This window comes from Streptomyces sp. DH41 (assembly GCF_029813785.1).
Classification (GTDB): Bacteria; Actinomycetota; Actinomycetes; order Streptomycetales; family Streptomycetaceae; genus Streptomyces.
In genome coordinates this window covers 69900-84471 of sequence record NZ_JARVKY010000023.1, presented here as the reverse complement: position 1 = coordinate 84471, position 14572 = coordinate 69900, and the positions used below count along the sequence as shown (strand labels likewise).

Genomic DNA, 14572 nt, shown 5'->3' with positions numbered 1-14572 from the left:
TCAGAAGAGGAAGTACCGCTGTGCCAGGGGCAGCTCGGTGGCGTAGTTCCGTCCGACTTCCTGCCCGTCGACCGTGGTGCGGACGTCGGAGGTGGTGGCGCCGCCGATGGTGACGTCGAAGGTGTCGGGGTCGATGTCGATCTTCGGGACGCCGTTGTTGTGGATCATGTCGGCCTTGGTGACGTCCCGGGTGGAACGGATCGCGCGCAGGGGCTTGAGCAGCCCGGTCCGGGAGAGTTCGCCGTCGAGGGCGGCCTCGGCCACGAAGTTGAGGGAGTTCGCCGCCGGGGCGCGGCCCTGGAAGCCCCAGACGGGACGCGGGAGGTAGGGCTGCGGGGTGGGGATGGAGGCGTTGGCGTCGCCGACCTGGGCGTAGGAGATCTGGCCGCCCTTGATGACCATGTGCGGCTTGACGCCGAAGAACTTCGGCTCCCACAGCACCAGGTCGGCGAGCTTTCCGTTCTCGACGGAGCCGACCTCGTGGTCGATGCCGTGAGTGATGGCCGGGTTGATCGTGTACTTCGCGACGTAGCGGCGGGCACGGAAGTTGTCCGCGTGCGCGTCGTCCTCGCGCAGGTGGCCGTAACGGGACTTCATGACGTGCGCGGTCTGCCAGGTCCGCATGATCATCTCGCCGATGCGGCCCATGGCCATGGCGTCGGAGGACATCATCGAGATGGCGCCCATGTCGTGCAGCAGGTCCTCGGCGGCCATGGTGGAGGGCCGGATCCGGGAGTCGGCGAACGCCATGTCCGCGTCGACCTCCGGATTGAGGTGATGGCACACGATCATCATGTCGACGTGCTCCTTGACGGTGTTGACCGTGAAGGGCCGGGTCGGGTTCGTCGACGCGGGCAGCACGTTGGGTTTGCCGGCGAGGCTGATCATGTCGGGGGCGTGGCCGCCGCCGGCGCCCTCGATGTGGAAGATGTGCAGGCTGCGGTACTTGGCCTTCTTGGCCTTGCGGTCCTTCTTGGTCGCGGCGAAGGTGCTCTGTACGAAGCCGGCCTCGTTCAGCGAGTCGGCGTGCAGCGCGACCTGGACACCGGTCTCGTCGCACACCGTCAGCGCGGCGTCGATCACCGCCGGGGTGGCACCCCAGTCCTCGTGGATCTTCAGGCCGAGCGCGCCGGCCGCGACCTGGTCGTGCAGCGCCTTCTTCGAGACGGTGCTGCCCTTGGCCAGCAGGCCGATGTTCACCGGGAAGGCGTCCAGTGCCTCGAAGGTCCGCTGGATGTGCCACTTGCCGGGCGTCACGGTGGTGGCGGTGCTGCCCTCGGCCGGGCCGGTGCCGCCGCCGATCAGCGTCGTCACGCCCGACGCCACCGCCTCGTGGATCTGCTCCGGGCAGAGGAAGTGCACGTGGGTGTCGACGCCGCCCGCGGTCAGGATGCGGCCCTTGCCGGAGATCACCTCCGTCTCGGGACCCACGACGAAGTCCGAGGCGCGCGGGTCCTCGTTGGGGCGGGGCGTCATGGTCTCCGGGTTGTACGCCTTGCCGATGGCCTGGATGCGGCCGTCGCGCAGCCCGACATCGGCCTTGACCACACCCCAGTGATCCAGAATCAGGGCGCCGGTGATCACGGTGTCCACCGGTTCGCGGGGGTCGTCGCGGGGGATGTGCGACTGGCCCATCGACTCACGGATCACCTTGCCGCCGCCGAAGACCATCTCGTCGCCGCTGCGGCCCGGGCCACCGCACCAGTCCGCGTCGATGCGCAGGACGAGGTTGGTGTCGGCGAGCCGGACCCGGTCGCCGGCGGTCGGCCCGTACAGGTCGGCGTACCGGGAACGCGACAGCGGGTCCCAGGGCTTGTCCTTCTCAGTCCTGTTCGGCATCGAGGTGCTTCTCCTCTTCACTCTTGTCGGCCTGGAGCCCGTGGACGATCCGCTCGCCGGCGATCGGCACCAGCATCACGGTGCGCTTGTCGCCGGGCTCGAACCGTTCGGAGGTGCCGGACGGGATGTGCAGCCGCATCCCGTGGGCCGCCTCACGGCGGAACTTGAGCCCCTCGTTGGCCTCGGCGAAGTGGAAGTGGGACCCCACCTGGACCGGGCGGTCCTTGGGGTTGCGCACGACCAGCGGCACGGGCGTCGCGCCGTCGTTGAAGGCCACCCGGTGTGCGTCGTCGTCCGGCAGCAGTTCCGGCTTGCCGGGATGGACGTCCACCTTGGTGGACGCCTCGTCGAACGGCCTGCTGATGGTCACCAGCTTCGTGCCGTCCGGGAACGTCGCCTCGACCTGGACGTTGTCGACCATCTCCGGCACGCCGTCCATGACCTCCTCGCGCCGCAGCACATGGCGCCCGGACTCCATCACCGCGTCGACCGTCGCCCCGGCCCGCGCCTCCTCGAAGACATGCGCCGTCAACAGCGCCATGACCTCGGGATAGTTCAGCAGCAGACCGCGCTCACGGCGCCGCTGGGCGACGTCGGCCGCCACATGGATCAACAGACGTTCCTGCTCATGCGGAGTCAGATGCACGCCGGCCCCCCTCTCCTGTTCGTCGCTTCAGCCGCGCGGCAGGGACGACCGAGGGAAACCGAGAAGCCGCTCCTCGCGCCTGCCGCAGACCGATCCTGAGAGAGGGAGGAGCCAATGGGCCGGGAAACGGCCTGGTCGGCCCTGATGGAGTGAACCGGAATCACGGCGTGCGTACGGGGCGCGACGCCCGCGCGCGGGACGAGGAACCGCAGGAGACCTCAGGTTCCGGGCGAGGCGGAGCACCACGGCGTGGGTGCGGGTGTGGGGCATCGGCCCGGTCTGGCACGGCAGGAACTTCCGGATGATCCAGGGATTCCTGAATTCAGGAATGTGTGTATCGTGGCGTCCATGCTGAGTCTCGCCACCGACCTTGATGCGCTGACCCGGTTCGGTCGGGCGCTGGCCGACCCGATCCGCTGTCGCATCCTGCTCGCTCTGCGTGAGGAGCCGGCCCATCCGGCCACGCTGGCCGACCTGCTGGAGATCTCCCGCACCCGGCTGTCGAACCATCTGGCCTGCCTGCGGGACTGCGGATTGGTCGTCGCCGTGCCGGAGGGGCGCCGGGTGCGCTATGAGCTGGCGGACGAGCGGCTGGGACACGCGCTGGACGACCTGCGCACGGCCGTGGTCGCCGTCGAGGCCGACAAGACCTGCGTGGACGCCGACGAAAAGGGCTGCTGCTGATGACAGCGGACGTCTCCATGTCCCTCGGCCCGTCCCCGGCCCGCCGTGACGTCCTGGCCAAGCGGATACGGCTGCTGGTGACCGCGACGATCATCTACAACGTGATCGAGGCGGTCGTCGCCATCACCGCCGGCACCATGGCTTCCTCCACCGCGCTGGTCGGCTTCGGCCTGGACTCGGTCATCGAGGTCTCCTCGGCCGCGGCGGTCGCCTGGCAGTTCTCCGCCCGCGACCACGACCTGCGCGAAGCCCGCGAGAAGGTCACCCTGCGGATCATCGCCGTCTCCTTCTTCGCGCTCGCCGCTTACGTCTCCTTCGACGCCGTCCGCGCGCTGGCCGGCACTGGCGAGGCCGAGCGCTCCATTCCCGGCATCGTCATCGCCGCCCTGTCCCTGGCGATCATGCCGTTCCTGTCCCACGCCCAGCGCAAGGCCGGACGCGAACTCGGCTCGGCCTCGGCGGTGGCGGACTCGAAGCAGACCCTGCTGTGCACCTACCTGTCCGCGGTGCTGCTGGTGGGGCTGGTCCTCAACGCCACCCTCGGCTGGTCATGGGCCGACCCGATCGCCGCCCTCGTCATCGCCGCCATCGCGGTCAGGGAGGGCATTGAAGCGTGGCAGGGCAAGGGCTGTTGCGCGCCGAACGCCGCTGCCGTGAGCGCCGGCGCGGGCAAGGCCGAGGCGGACGCGTGCGGCAGCTGCGGCCCGGGCTGCGGCTGCCGCTGACCGGCAAACCGGCCGAACGAGAAGGGGCTCCGGCCCCCGCGTGATGGGGGTGGCGGAGCCCCTTCTCGTTGTCAGCGGGTGCTCTTGACGAGCAGCGGCAGGTCGTGGGCGTAGTCGTCGCTGGTGGTGCCGGCGGTGTGGGCGACGTGGGCCATGTCGTCGGCGGGCAGGAAGGCGGCGGCCTGGGCGCCGTGGTCGGAGGTGACGGTGCCGTCGTGGTGCCTCTTGGACTCCTCGACGGGGATACCGAGGCTGAACGCGGCTGCAATGTGCCCTGGCCGCCTGACGGCCCCTCCCCGGCACGAATAAGGGCGAGGCCCGAAGACCCCGCCCACGACCACCGAAACCCCAGCTCAGGGCCACACCAGGCAGTACGGCTGATGCCCCGCCTCATGCAGCCGGTGGCCGAAGTCCTGCCACTCGTGCAGCGATTGGCGGCGGCAGCCGACTGACCTGGGGAGACGGGACGACCGTCACCGGTGAAGAGCGCACCTTCCGCACCTGACCACCGGTCCCTGGCTGGGGCGTCAACTGCGTCCGGTACGGCGGGCGTAGGCGCGTGCTGCGCGGGCGCGGTCGCCGCAGCGGGTGGAGCACCAGTGGCGGCGGCCGTGGCGGAGCAGGTAGCGGTTGCAGGGGGCGGAGGCGCAGGCGGTGAGCCGCTCGGCTTCGGGGCCGGTGAGGAGGTCGGCGGCGTCGGCGGCCAGGGCCGCCAGGGCGTGGTCGACGAGTTCCGAGGTGGGATTGGGCATGGCGCGGTAGGGGCCGCGCTTGTCGTCCCAGGCCAGCAGCGGGGCGGTGGGTACGCGGGTCAGGGTGTCGTTGATCGCGTTGACGACGGCGGGCAGGGCGGGGAGTCCCGCGACACGGGATGCGAACAGTGCCCGGACCTGCTCGCGCAGGGAACGCAGCTGCGCGGCGCACATGTCGAGCATGCCCGCGTCGACCGGGGTGAGGCCCTGCTGCGTCAGCCACTGGTCGGCCCCGGCAGGCGTACCGAGCTGGTCGACGAAGTGCCCGCCCGGCAGCGCGACGGCGCTGTTGACCAGGGCGAGCGAGGGATGCTGCTCCGCCCCCGGCGCCGGCGGCAGCCCGGACTCGGTGATGACGCTCTCTTCCATACTCCTCATGGTACGACCTGCACACAACCGTGACTCACGGTTGAACTTGCCATCATCCGTGACATCCACTTATGGTCGTGTCACGGTTCAAGTAATTCTATCCGTGAGGATTTCGTGTCTGTCTCCCCTGCGTCCACGCAGTTCCCCGTCCGTGTCTTCGGCGGCCCCACGGCCCTGTTCGAGTACGGCGGCCTGCGCTTTCTGACCGACCCCACCTTCGACGCCCCCTGCACCTACCCCGCCCCTCCCGGCGCCCCGGCCCTGACCAAGACCGCCACCTCCACCGGCACCCCCGCCGGCCTCGGCCCCGTCGACGTCGTCCTGCTCTCCCACGACGAGCACGACGACAACCTCGACAACGCCGGCCGCGCCCTGCTCGCCGACATCCCGCTCACCCTCACCACCACCGGCGGCGGTGAACGCCTCGGCCACAAGGCCACTGGTCTTGCCGACTGGGAGTCCATCGAGCTGGACCGCCCTGGCGGCGGCACGCTCACGGTGACCGCCGTCCCCGCCATCCACGGCCCCGGCACCCGCGAAGAAGTCGAGCCGATCGCCGGGCAGGTCATCGGCTTCGTCCTGACCGGCGAGGACCTGCCCACGGTCTACGTCAGCGGCGACAACGCCTCCCTCGACGCCGTCAGGGAGATCGCCGAACGCTTCGCCCCCATCGACACCGCGATCCTCTTCGCCGGCGCACCCCGCTTCGCCGAGATCTTCGACGGCGGGCTGATCGTCCTCGACAGCGCCCAGGCCGCCGAGGCCACCCAGATCCTCGACGCCCGCCGCGTGGTGCCCGTCCACTTCGACAGCTGGTCGCACTTCACCGAGGGCCGTGACGAACTGGAGGCGGCCTTCGCCGCCGCAGGTCTGGCCGACCGCCTGCAGCTGAGCTGAGCTCGACCGGCCTTGTTCACTTCCTGTGGGGGTGCCCGGTTCGCCGGGCACCCCCACAGGCCACGAACGCCCTACCCGCCCTCTCATGCAGGCGCGCGTGAACGGGACAGCCCTGCTTCCCCGCCCACGTCCCGAAGCAGTCGGTTTCCCTCCCGCCACGCTCATCTATGGGCCTTCTTCTCCTGGATCAGCAATGCCCCGCCACACGACCACCCCCTCCCCGCCGCTGACCGCCTCCGACACCGGCCCGGTGAACACCCGTACGCAAAAGCGCGTTCTGACCGTGCTGTTCGCCTCCCAGATCCTCAGCGGTCTCGGACTCGCCGCGGGCACCACCGTCGCCGCCCTGCTCGTGCAGGACATGCTCCACTCCACCGCCCTGGCCGGCCTGAGCAGCGGCCTGCTCACCGCGGGCTCCGCGCTGGCCGCCATCGCCGTCGGCCGCCTCTCCCAGGCCCGCGGCCGCCGCCCCGGACTGGCCACCGGCTACCTCGTCGGCGCACTCGGCGCCACCGGCGTCATCACCGCCGCCGCCACCGACAGCCCCGCCCTGCTCTTCGTCGCCCTGTTCCTCTACGGCGCCGGCACCGCCGTCAACCTCCAGGCCCGCTACGCCGGAGCCGACCTCGCCGCACCGGCCCACCGCGCCCGCGCCATATCCACCGTCCTGGTCGCCACCACCCTGGGCGGCGTGGCCGGCCCCGCCCTCGCCGGCCCCACCGGCACCCTGGCAGTGGCCCTCGGCCTGCCCAGCCTCACCGGCCTCTTCGTCATCGCCACCGCGGCCTTCACCCTGTCCGCCCTCGTCCTGATGATCTGGCTGCGCCCCGATCCCCTCCTGATCGCCCGTACCCTTCACGCCGGCGCCGGCGCCGACGCGACGCAGCAGACCAGCGCATCCCGGGCATTCGTGACCGCACCCCGCAGGCCCAGCCTTTCTCTGGGCGTCCTGGTCCTGGTCCTCACCCAGATCGTCATGGTGGCGGTCATGACGATGACCCCCGTCCACATGCGCGCCCACGGCCACGGCACCGCCGCCTCCGGCATCGTCATCGCCCTGCACGTCGGCGCCATGTACCTGCCCTCCCCGCTGACCGGCCGGCTCGTCGACCGCTTCGGACCCGCACCCATCGCCGTCTGGGCCGCCCTCACACTCCTGGCCTCCGGCATCCTCGCCGCCACCGCCCCGGACGGCTCCGTCGCCCTGCTCGCCCTGGCCCTCGTCCTGCTCGGCCTGGGCTGGAACTTCGGCCTGGTCAGCGGCACCGCCATCGTCACCGACGCCGTCCCCCTGACCACCCGCGCCAAGACCCAGGGACTCGTCGACGTCGCCGTAGCCATCGCCGGCGCCGCCGGCGGCATGGCCTCCGGCCCCGTCGTCGCCGCCGCCGGCTACCCCGTCCTCGCCATCACCGGCGCGGCCCTCGCCTTCGCTCTGCTGCCCGCCATCATCGCCACCGCCCGCAAGCGGTGACTGCTGTGGGGAGCCATTTGCCCCTCGCTTTAGTGCCTGCGGAGCCTTGATGTGGGCAGCGATGCAGACAAGGATCCATCCACATCAAACGCCAGGTGCGGCTCGTCGGCACGAAGCCGGTTTTCGCTCTGCCCAAGGGCAACCGGATCCGGTCAGTGCCGCTGTCGGCCCAGCTGGCCGCTGCCCTCAAGGCCCACATGAGGCGATTCCCGCCCGCAGCGGTCACGCTGCCCTGGACAAAGCCCGACGGCGAGCCCAAACCCTTCCGATTGCTCTTCGTCGACGAGAAGGGCCGGGCGTACAACCGCAGCGTCTTCAACATGGGCGCCTGGAAGCGAGCCCTGGCCGCCGCCGGCGTGATCCCTCCCCGCGAGCGCGGGGCGAGGTACCTCCAGGCGGCCCCGGAGGACGTATGCACGCCCTTCGGCACGCGTACGCCTCCGTGCTCCTGGACGCGGGGGAGAGCATCAAGGCGCTCTCCGAATACCTTGGCCACTCGGACCCCGGCTTCACGCTCCGGACGTGCACGCACCTTCTGCCGTCCAGCGAGACCCGCACTCGCAAGGTGATCGACGAAGCCTTCACAGCGTCCGGGGTGGAGGGCAACGGCGACCCACCCGCCACCCAGAGCATCACAACCCCTGGCAGGCAGAGGTGTCCTCGATGGGCCTTGGTTGCCTGACGGGAACCCCAGCACACGGCGAGGGGCATTGGCAGATGGTTCGCAGAGCCTGGGTACTCGCCTCGGCATGATGAAGCGCGCGCTGTGGCAGGGACTGGTGGCCGGCACGACCGGGGTACTGGTGATGACGCTCGGCGAGAAGGCGGAGCAACGGCTGACCGGCCGCCGTGACTCCCATGTGCCCGCCCGCACCCTGGAACGCCTCACCGGCATGCGGGAGTATCCCGGCCGTCAGCCTGTGCCGCTGAACCTGACCATGCACGTGGGGCAGGGCGCCCTCCTCGGCGTGTTGCGGTCGGTGATGGCGCACGCCGGGCTGCGCGGGCCCTGGTCGTCGGGGAAGTTCGCCGTGGTCCGGGTCACCAGCGACCAGATCCTCGAGAACGTCACCGGTGTCGGCGCCCCGCCTCAGACCTGGCCGCGCGGCGAACTGGTCGTCGACCTGCTGCACAAGGCGGTGTACGCCTTCGCGACCGGCGCCGTCGCCGACGCCCTGGCTTCAAGATCGGGCCTAGGTCCGGGACAGCGCCATGCGTCGGTTGGCGCCGGCCGACAGGCGGCCATGGGTCCCGTGCCACGCGACCAAGCCCAGGGGCGGTAGCGCCGCCCGAGAATCACTGTCGGTCGTGCCGTCTCGGTGACGGCTCCACGGATGCGGGCACCTTCACAGGGGTTCGTCTCGGTCGAGTGGGCCCCAGCGCCCGGGCTGTTCGGTGATGATGCGGGAGGCTTCCACGATCACCTGGTCGGCGATCCAGCCGAGGGGTTGGATCTCCGTGACCAGTGGCTCGTTGTCCGGACCGCGTGCCGCCTCCGTGCCGTGCAGGACCCAGGGGCGGGTGCGGGCGTCTTTCACGCGGGGCAGGTGGCAGTAGTCGTACAGTCGGCGGGCGACCCAGATGCGTACGGGGCGCTCGCCCCACCAGTCCTCAAGGTCCAGCGGGCTGGCCGACAGGCCCGGCAGCTCGATGCCCGTCAGATCGTCCGTACTGCTCGTCTTCGGCAGGTCGCGCTCCGGCCCGTGGGACCAGCGTACGTAGAGGCCGCGACGGTGGGTGATGAGCCGGGTGAGCTCATCGAGGCTGCTGAACGTCGGCAGGTCGACGGTCTTGGTCATCATTCTGGCGGGGCGATGCCGGGGGCAGTCACGTAGCCAGAAGGGAGTCGTCTTCGGCACGTGCTCCGGGCAGCTGGTGGCGGGCGGCAACGAGGGCGGTGTCGACATCGCGGGTCCCGGTCGACACGCACAGCGTGTAAGCGACGTCTTCCATACGCCGGCGCGCCTCCTCGGTGCCGTCTTCGGCGTGCAGGGCACGCAGCGTCTCGTACTGCTCGATGAGGTTCTTCAGCACGACGGGGTGTGCCAAGAGCATCGGGAGCCTCCCTTGTCACCATCGCTCACGTGGGTCATACACCGACCCGTGTGCCCCGGTCCCCGGCCGCCATTCCGGTGCGTTCCCGCACTGGCGGCCAGAGGTCAGTAGGGGCCAGTGTCCGGCTCAGTCGGTGGACAGGGCCTGGAGCAGGTCGCCCACCTTGGGGTCGGGCAGGGAGCGGGGCGACGTCGGCCTGGGCGACCATGCCGACCAGGTCGTGACCGTCGATCACCGGCAGGCGGACGCTTGCCTCGGCGCTGACTTCACCGCCGCTGAAGCGGCACGCCGACCCGGCGTGAGCGGTCATCCGCCTCCCGGCACAGGGATGCGTGATCACAGGTTGTGACATGCTCCGGTCGGCTGGATGCTGGTACGAAACCGGGGCAGGCGTAAGAAAGCCTCTGCCCGCTGCACACACCGGTGAGCGCCATGACCTCTTCCACGCATCCCAGTCCACAGTCGCTGCCGACAACGACCGATGAGCTGGTGCAGGAACTGCAGCGGGTGCGGGCGGAGAACAGACAGCTCAAGCAGGCCCTCGCCTCCCACGCCCTGGTCGACCGGGCCATCGGCGTCCTGACCGTCCTGGGCCAGATCAGCCCCAGTGACGGGTTCACGGTCCTACGGGAAATCTCCCAGCACACCAACGTCAGACTCTCCGTCGTGGCTGAGTACCTCCTCAAGCACGCACAGGGTGCGGCTCTGCCTGCCGTTCTGCTCGGAGAGCTGCACGCGGCCCTGGCCCGCCACACCGGCCCACGCCCCGGTCCCTGATGCAGGTGGCCGGCCGCGACCCGTACGAGGGGCAGTGTCAGGCGGCAGCGCTTCCGAGGCCGGGTGCGTCCAGGAGGGCTACGCCGACGCTGATGCGTTTGCCGTCCGGCTCGCGCCGCGCCTCGAAACTCTGGGCGACGGCCATGACGATCTCCAGACCGTGCTGTCCCACCCGGCCGGCGTCTGCGGCGCGGGCCACCGGCAGTACCGGGTCGGAGTCCCACACCGAGACCTCCACCGTCTCCCCCGTGATGCGCAGGGTCATCAGTATCGGGCCCGGTGCGTACTTGCGGGCGTTGGTGACCAGTTCGCTGACCACCAACTGCGTGAGGTCCGTGACCCGCTGCGACACCGGCAGATCGTGCTCGGCCCGTGCCTGGACAAGGAAGGCCGCGGCCTTGTGACGGGCTTGGGCGATGCACGGTCCGTCGCCGTTCAGCGACACGGTGAAATGGGCCGATCGGCCGTCCAGCGCTGTCTCGTCTTCCGGCAGCGAATGTGGTCCCGCCACGCCTGCCCTCATTTGCGCCCCCGTTCACACTTCTCGCCCTATACCCGGGTTGCCGCCAGCCATACCACCCGAGTCCTGTCGCCTACGCCACGCCTCGAAGCGGCCTCTGTCGCGCCGGGCGACGCCTGTGCAGGGTTTGGGTGTGCCAGGATCACTGGCATGGTCGAGGGGAAGAAGACGGGTACTGAACGTGCCGAGAAGTCTGGCCGGTTGTCGGTCGTGGCTACGGCCACCGACGGCATCCACGTGGTGTCACTGGCCGGAGAGATCGATCACGACTCCGGCGACATGCTCCGCCAGGCCCTGGACGCCTGCGATACCCCCCGCCCCCGGATCGTGGTCGACCTGCGTCAGGTCACCTTCATGGACTCCAGTGGCATCAACGTCTTCATTGCCGCTCACCGTACGGTCAGTGAGGCCGGCGGTTGGCTGCGTCTGGCCGCGCCCGGCGAGGCGGTGATGCGCACGCTGAGCCTCGTGGGTGTCGACGCCGTGATCGACTGCCGCGAAACGCTCCGCCAGGCGCTCCGCGACTGACGTCGTCGGACGCGGGAGTATCGCGTTCAGCCCAGGGGCGGTGCACGTATGCCGCGGTGGCGCGGGGTGGAGTCAGGCGCCGAGTTTGTCGACGGCGTCCTGCAAGGACGCCGACACGCGCGTGACCTCCTCCTCGGCGGGTGACGGTGTGCCAAGCCGCTCCACGAGCTCTGCGCGGGAAATGAGTACGGCTGCTCCGTGGTACTGCTCACTGTTGAGGGCAGCCTGCTCGACTACCTGAGCACGGCCCTCCAGGAGCGCCAGGACGGTGTCGTCCGACGGAGCGTCCAGGAGCTCCCTGATCAGGGCCTCGTCGATCTTCATACGCTCTCCCCTTGATGGTGCCGGCCTCGGACCGCGCGTCCCGGGCCCGTGAGCCCGGCCCGGGACGTGACTGTTTCGGACCTACTTGCCCATGGCTTTGCGGACGGTGTCCTTGGTGCGGTCCATGAGGGCGGCGACGGGTCCGAGGGCCATGTTCTTCGCCCCGGACTCGACGCCCGGGTGGGGCCGGGTGGGTGCCATGGCCTCGGCGGCCTTGATGGCCTTGGCCATCGCGGCGAGGTTGGCGGCGTCGGTGCTGCGGCGGATGTGGGTGAACTCGTAGCGTTCCTCGGCCCGCGCGTGCTCCTGGACGTCCTTGCGCAGCTTGAGCAGCTGGGGCATGAACTTGGGGTCGTCGGTGTCCAGCTCGTCGAGGGCGGCCAGGGTCTCCTTGGCCGCCTTCTCCTCGGCGAGACGTTCCTTCACGACCTGCTCGCCGCCGGGGAAGCCCTTGCGTGCGAAGGGGTGGACGACCTCCTCCTCGGCCGTCTCGTGCACCGCCAACAGGCGCACCAGCCGCCGGAAGGCATCCCGGCGTTCCTCGCCCGTGCTGGCCTCGACCTCGTCGAAGAGGTTGCGGATGTCGCCGTGCTGGCGCATCAGCAGGGAGACGACGTCGTCGTCCTTGGCCATGTCGTCCCCGGCGTGCGGGGTGTGCAGCTCGGACATCCCGGTCTCCCTACTTCTCGCGCTGGGAGGGGTCGGGGTGCTCGCCCTCGGTCTGGACGCGGTACTCACGGCCGAACATCTCATCGTGCTCGGTCATGACCCGGTCGCTCGGCGGTGCCTCCCCGCCGTGGATCTGCTCCTGCATCTGCTCGAACCGCTCGTGCGCCTCGCGGACGTAGCCCGCGCCGAGCGTCGTGAGGTCCATCTGGGTGTCCAGCAGCTCGCGCAGGTAGCCCTTGTTCGGCTCGAAGGTGAGCACGTTGGGCAGCTCGGGCGCGAGCACGGAGGCGGGGTCGCGGCCGTCGTGGCGGCGCATCAGGTCGCAGGCGGCGTGCAGGTGCTCCAGCTCCATGTTCAGGTGCAGCTCCCAGATCGCCTTGACCTTGGGGTCGCTCTCCTGCTCCATGAAGGAGTGGTAGAGGTAGCACTCGTTGTACTCGTGGTTGACCAGCTGCTCCCACCACGTCTCGCCGGGGTCGACGAGCGACTCGTAGTGGGTGACGTGCTCCTCCTCGATCAGCCCGATCTCCTGGTAGAGCTGACGGGCGATCGGCTCCATGTAGGTGGGGCCGGTGTTCATGTAGAAGTTCATGGTCTGCTGCTCCGCCGACATGATCGTCAGCGCGTGCAGCTTGGAGAGCGGGTTCGTCTCGTCCTTGGCGTACGGGTCGCGGACGTTGTCCACCGGATTGCGGTGGTGGAACCGGGTGGGCCTTCCCGGCATGACCTCGGTCAGGCCGTCGACGATCGACTCCGCCTTGCGGTGCTCGATCATCTCGTACAGGTTCGCGTACCGGTACAGGTGGTCGAAGTCCTCCAGCACACCGAACTGGTACGCCTGCTTCAGGTACGGGTCCGGCTCCATCCGCGCCACCCACGCCGTCAGGTCCACCGCGACCTGCTCGTACGCGATCGTCGTCTCCAGCACCGAAGAGACACCCGGCAGCAGCCAGTTCACGACCTTCTGCTGCTGCGCCTCGATGTAGCGGACCCGCGCCAGCTGCCGCTTGACCTCGGGATCGACCGTGTGCCGGGCGAGCTGGTGGCTGAACAGGATCGCCTCGACCTCGATGCCGTTCATCGTGATGATCCGGCAACGGGTGTACGGGTCGCAGTGGTCCGGGTCGATCGGATCCACGTTCAGCTCACGCCAGTTGCGCACCTGGCGGTCCAGCGGGATACCCCGCTGCTCCAACGGATTGAACGTCATGGGCCGTGCCTCCTGATGACGAGGGGGATCCGCGCGCCGCCGGAGTACCCCGTTTCAGGCGACGAGCACAGACGTGGTCCTCAGTCTGTTCACGACGGGCGACTTCCAGCCACCGCACGCGCCCGCAGGCGGCAGGGTCCCCTCTGGTGGGCCAACCGAGCGGGTGATGCCGTGCTCATCGGCGAGCGTCCGGCGACAGGCGATGGCGCCGTCGGCCACCCGGGGCACATCACCACCGCCCCCCCGGCGAAACCAATGTGCCCTCAATGTGCCCTGGCCGCCCGACGGCCCCTCCCCAGGCAAAAGGGCGAGGCCCGAAGACCCCGCCCGACCCCTGAGAAACCCCAGCTCAGGGCCACACCAGGCAGTACGGCTGATGCCCCGCCTCATGCAGCCGGTGGCTGAAGTCCTGCCACTCGTGCAGCAACTGGTACACGTTGAACGCGTCCCGCGGGCCGCCCCGGTCCGGGACCGTGGACCATATGAAGGCCGCCGCGCCGACCGCCTCCTCGCCGATGCCGCGCAGGGGGTCGACCACGGTCATCGGGAGTTTCACGACCGCGTAGTCGGGGTGCAGGACGACCAGCTCCAGTGGCGGGACCTTGTGCAGGGGCACGCCCTCGATGCCGGTGAGGACCATGGCGGCCATGGTCTCCGGCTTGATCTTGGTGAACATGCCGTTCATCCCGAGCTCGTCGCCGCCGAGCTCCTCGGGGCGCATCGAGATCGGGACGCGGGCCGCGGTCGCGCCGTCGGGCGCGCCGAAGTACTTGTAGGTCACCCCCACCCGACCACCCTTCCCGCTCCCCGCCCCCAGCCGGTCGGCCCGCTCCGCGAACCGGTCGGGTTCGCCGGGTGTGCCGTGTGCCTGACGTGCTTCGGTCGATTCCGCCGCCTCGCGTCGGTGCCTTCCCCGCCGGGCACGTCGAGGACCCAGGTCGTCGGTCCCCTCGCCCAGTCCGCCACCGCGATGCATATCTCCACCCGACTGCTTTTCTAGGACGCGTGGCCCCCGCCGCGCAACCCGATCATCGTGTCAGTGACCTCCCCCACGGCCGCTCGCCGAAACGTGCGGTGAAACATATGTCCGTCATATGTCCGCA

The 14572-nt window shown here is 69.9% G+C and carries 18 protein-coding genes and 1 pseudogene; 8 read left to right on the top strand and 11 right to left on the bottom strand.

Going from position 1 to position 14572, the window contains the following annotated elements; all coding sequences use genetic code 11:
• Together QC283_RS30585 and QC283_RS30580 are read right to left on the bottom strand one after the other, a co-directional pair.
• Complete coding sequence (locus QC283_RS30585) at positions 1 to 1839, bottom strand: urease subunit alpha (RefSeq protein WP_279564975.1); 1839 nt, start codon at positions 1837 to 1839, stop codon at positions 1 to 3.
• A complete protein-coding gene (locus QC283_RS30580; protein WP_279564974.1) occupies positions 1823 to 2485 on the bottom strand; it encodes an urease subunit gamma in 663 nt (220 codons plus the stop codon). Before QC283_RS30580 ends, QC283_RS30585 begins: the two co-directional genes overlap by 17 nt.
• A 348-nt stretch (positions 2486 to 2833) precedes the next feature.
• Here QC283_RS30580 and QC283_RS30575 point away from each other — a divergent pair, with 348 nt between their 5' ends.
• Together QC283_RS30575 and QC283_RS30570 are read left to right on the top strand one after the other, a co-directional pair.
• Complete coding sequence (locus QC283_RS30575; protein WP_279564973.1) at positions 2834 to 3169, top strand: ArsR/SmtB family transcription factor; 336 nt, start codon at positions 2834 to 2836, stop codon at positions 3167 to 3169.
• Entirely contained in the window at positions 3169 to 3894 is a 726-nt protein-coding gene (locus tag QC283_RS30570; RefSeq protein WP_279564972.1) for a cation transporter, read from the top strand. The genes QC283_RS30575 and QC283_RS30570 overlap by 1 nt, the downstream gene beginning before the upstream one ends.
• A gap of 71 nt (positions 3895 to 3965) precedes the next feature.
• On the opposite strand, the gene QC283_RS30565 is transcribed toward QC283_RS30570, so the two are convergent.
• Complete coding sequence (locus QC283_RS30565) at positions 3966 to 4229, bottom strand: hypothetical protein (protein ID WP_279564971.1); 264 nt, start codon at positions 4227 to 4229, stop codon at positions 3966 to 3968.
• 192 nt (positions 4230 to 4421) lie between these two features.
• Positions 4422 to 5015 carry a CGNR zinc finger domain-containing protein gene (locus QC283_RS30560; RefSeq protein ID WP_279564970.1) on the bottom strand — a complete coding sequence of 198 codons (594 nt, stop codon included), beginning with the start codon at positions 5013 to 5015 and terminating at the stop codon, positions 4422 to 4424.
• A 114-nt stretch (positions 5016 to 5129) separates the two neighbouring features.
• Between QC283_RS30560 and QC283_RS30555 the strand changes: the two genes are divergently transcribed.
• From QC283_RS30555 to QC283_RS30540, 4 genes and pseudogenes are all read left to right on the top strand, one after another.
• Positions 5130 to 5912: an MBL fold metallo-hydrolase gene (locus tag QC283_RS30555; protein ID WP_279564969.1), complete on the top strand. Its 783-nt coding sequence runs from the start codon at positions 5130 to 5132 to the stop codon at positions 5910 to 5912.
• Positions 5913 to 6105: 193 nt separating this feature from the next.
• Positions 6106 to 7386 (top strand): MFS transporter, encoded by a 1281-nt coding sequence (locus QC283_RS30550; RefSeq protein ID WP_279564968.1) that lies wholly within the window; start codon positions 6106 to 6108, stop codon positions 7384 to 7386.
• Positions 7387 to 7457: 71 nt separating this feature from the next.
• A pseudogene (locus tag QC283_RS30545) lies at positions 7458 to 8068 on the top strand (tyrosine-type recombinase/integrase); the annotation flags it as partial.
• A 67-nt stretch (positions 8069 to 8135) separates the two neighbouring features.
• The gene (locus QC283_RS30540; RefSeq protein WP_279564967.1) at positions 8136 to 8669 is read left to right on the top strand and encodes a hypothetical protein; all 534 of its coding nucleotides are present in this window, start codon (positions 8136 to 8138) and stop codon (positions 8667 to 8669) included.
• A gap of 63 nt (positions 8670 to 8732) precedes the next feature.
• Here QC283_RS30540 and QC283_RS30535 read toward each other — a convergent pair whose 3' ends face one another.
• Positions 8733 to 9185: a DUF6098 family protein gene (locus QC283_RS30535; RefSeq protein WP_279565030.1), complete on the bottom strand. Its 453-nt coding sequence runs from the start codon at positions 9183 to 9185 to the stop codon at positions 8733 to 8735.
• Between the two features lie 28 nt (positions 9186 to 9213).
• Positions 9214 to 9441 (bottom strand): DUF5133 domain-containing protein, encoded by a 228-nt coding sequence (locus QC283_RS30530; protein ID WP_279564966.1) that lies wholly within the window; start codon positions 9439 to 9441, stop codon positions 9214 to 9216.
• 432 nt (positions 9442 to 9873) lie between these two features.
• Between QC283_RS30530 and QC283_RS30525 the strand changes: the two genes are divergently transcribed.
• Positions 9874 to 10218 (top strand): ANTAR domain-containing protein, encoded by a 345-nt coding sequence (locus tag QC283_RS30525; RefSeq protein WP_279564965.1) that lies wholly within the window; start codon positions 9874 to 9876, stop codon positions 10216 to 10218.
• Positions 10219 to 10255: 37 nt separating this feature from the next.
• Here the strand turns inward: QC283_RS30525 and QC283_RS30520 are convergent, their stop codons facing one another.
• Positions 10256 to 10711 carry an ATP-binding protein gene (locus QC283_RS30520; protein ID WP_279565029.1) on the bottom strand — a complete coding sequence of 152 codons (456 nt, stop codon included), beginning with the start codon at positions 10709 to 10711 and terminating at the stop codon, positions 10256 to 10258.
• 177 nt (positions 10712 to 10888) lie between these two features.
• On the opposite strand from QC283_RS30520, the gene QC283_RS30515 reads away from it, so the two are divergent.
• Positions 10889 to 11266: an STAS domain-containing protein gene (locus tag QC283_RS30515; protein ID WP_279564964.1), complete on the top strand. Its 378-nt coding sequence runs from the start codon at positions 10889 to 10891 to the stop codon at positions 11264 to 11266.
• A 72-nt stretch (positions 11267 to 11338) separates the two neighbouring features.
• On the opposite strand, the gene QC283_RS30510 is transcribed toward QC283_RS30515, so the two are convergent.
• From QC283_RS30510 to QC283_RS30495, 4 genes are all read right to left on the bottom strand, one after another.
• Positions 11339 to 11590 (bottom strand): hypothetical protein, encoded by a 252-nt coding sequence (locus QC283_RS30510; RefSeq protein WP_279564963.1) that lies wholly within the window; start codon positions 11588 to 11590, stop codon positions 11339 to 11341.
• 81 nt (positions 11591 to 11671) lie between these two features.
• On the bottom strand, positions 11672 to 12259 hold the full coding sequence (locus tag QC283_RS30505) for a hemerythrin domain-containing protein (RefSeq protein WP_279564962.1): 588 nt from the start codon (positions 12257 to 12259) through the stop codon (positions 11672 to 11674).
• 10 nt (positions 12260 to 12269) lie between these two features.
• Complete coding sequence (locus tag QC283_RS30500; protein WP_279564961.1) at positions 12270 to 13469, bottom strand: hypothetical protein; 1200 nt, start codon at positions 13467 to 13469, stop codon at positions 12270 to 12272.
• A gap of 349 nt (positions 13470 to 13818) precedes the next feature.
• Positions 13819 to 14445 carry a hypothetical protein gene (locus tag QC283_RS30495; RefSeq protein WP_279564960.1) on the bottom strand — a complete coding sequence of 209 codons (627 nt, stop codon included), beginning with the start codon at positions 14443 to 14445 and terminating at the stop codon, positions 13819 to 13821.
• Positions 14446 to 14572 lie beyond the last annotated feature (127 nt).